Annotated in this window: 1 protein-coding gene; it reads left to right on the top strand. The window is 38.8% G+C overall.

The genetic code is table 11. The annotated features are described in order from the left end of the window. The first annotated feature begins 111 nt into the window (after positions 1–111). Positions 112–1689, top strand: coding sequence for an IS1182 family transposase (locus tag BFL01S_RS19490; RefSeq protein ID WP_153301123.1), 1578 nt, complete (start codon positions 112–114; stop codon positions 1687–1689). The last annotated feature ends 96 nt before the right edge of the window (positions 1690–1785 follow it).

Here is a 1785-nt window from a genome sequence, read left to right as displayed (position 1 = left end):
TTTTACGACGAGTAAAATTTCACCGGCTTTGTTTATTTTTACATTAAAATAAGGACCACTTCTGATAAAATAAAGTTACCATACAAAATCTTATCGGAAAGAAGGGTCCTTATGTTTAAAGATTATAACATGAATCAAGTGGTTTTGCCTTTAGATTTAGAAATAAAATTACAAGAAAATGATATTGCCTTCGCCGTTCACCATCTCGTTGAACATATTCCAGATGAAGCCTTTGCCGGCTTCTTACAGAAAACGGGGTGTCCTGCTTACCATCCACGCATGATGATGAAAATCATTTTATGTGCCTACACACAGTCAGTTTTTTCAGGAAGAAAAATTGAAGCGCTTCTCAAAGATAGTATACGTATGATGTGGCTAGCTCAAGGTTACGAACCGAGCTATCGGACAATCAATCGATTTCGTGTTCACCCAGAAGTTCAAGTGCTTCTTCGTGAGTGCTTTGTCCAGTTTCGATGTCAACTTATTCAAGAGAACGAGATTGATAATGAAGCAATCTTCATTGATGGAACGAAGATTGAAGCAAATGCCAATAAGTTCACATTTGTCTGGCGCAAATCAATCGAAAAGTATAGTGCGAGCCTCTTGGAGAAATCAACCCAGCTGTATGACGAACTAGTAGAAAGAGAAATTATTCCACAGATCGAACGAGAAAGTTCGGACGAACTTTCTGTTGAAGAATTATCTCTAATCACTGAAAAATTAGAAGAAAAGGTTGAAGAGTTGACAAAAGAAATTGAAGCAAGTGAAGATGCCGATGAACGAAAACAACTGCGATCAAGCAGAAAAGAACCGAAGAAAGCGTATAAGCAATTTCAAGACTTTGTGAAACGTAAGTTAAAGTATGAAAAAGACATGGAGATTTTTAACGAACGGAATAGTTATTCAAAAACAGATCATGATGCCACGTTTATGCGTATGAAGGATGACTACATGAAGAATGGCCAACTGAAGGCGGGGTATAATGTGCAAATTGCGACAGAAGGTCAATATACACTTGCTTACGATGTCTTTTCAAATCCAACGGACACACGAACACTTTGTCCGTTTCTTGACGCAATTGAACATCACTACTTCGAACTCCCAGACTATATTGTCGCAGATGCGGGATATGGAAGTGAAGAGAATTACCTCGATGTGCAGAACAGAAAGCGTACGCCTCTTATCACATATAGTATGTATCGAAAAGAGAAGAAAAAACGCGTTAAGAATGACCCATTTCAGACAGCGAATTGGGATTATCATGAAGAAGATGATTCCTTTACTTGTCCCAACGGGAATAAGTTGACGTTTCGTTACAAATCGCATCGCACAGACCGTTACGGATTTACAAGGTTATTCAATGTGTACGAATGTGAAGACTGTTCAGGTTGTCCTTTTCGTTCACAATGTACGAAGGCGAAGGAAGGAAAGAACCGAAGAATCCATTATAACGAAAAGTGGGAACAACAAAAGAAAAGCATTCAACAGCTGCTTTCAGAAGAAAAAACGGGTAAAATCTACGGAAAACGTAAGATTGACGTAGAACCAGTTTTTGGATATCTGAAGGCTAATTTGCGTTTCACTCGAATGTCCGTAAGAGGCAAAGAGAACGTGAAAAACGAATTAGGGTTTGCGTTCATGGCGGTGAATGTACGAAAGTACATCGCCTCCAGCGTAAAATGTGCATAGACCAATCAAACAGATCAACAAAAAAGGGTTCTCATCATCAAAATGCGATGATGAGAACCCTTTTTCATTATTTTTGGCTAGTTATGTCCCAGCCTC

Source organism: Priestia flexa NBRC 15715 (assembly GCF_001591565.1).
Taxonomy (GTDB): Bacteria; Bacillota; Bacilli; order Bacillales; family Bacillaceae_H; genus Priestia; species Priestia flexa.
The sequence above is the reverse complement of the archived record's forward strand: the minus strand, read 5'-3'. Positions and strand labels throughout refer to the sequence as shown.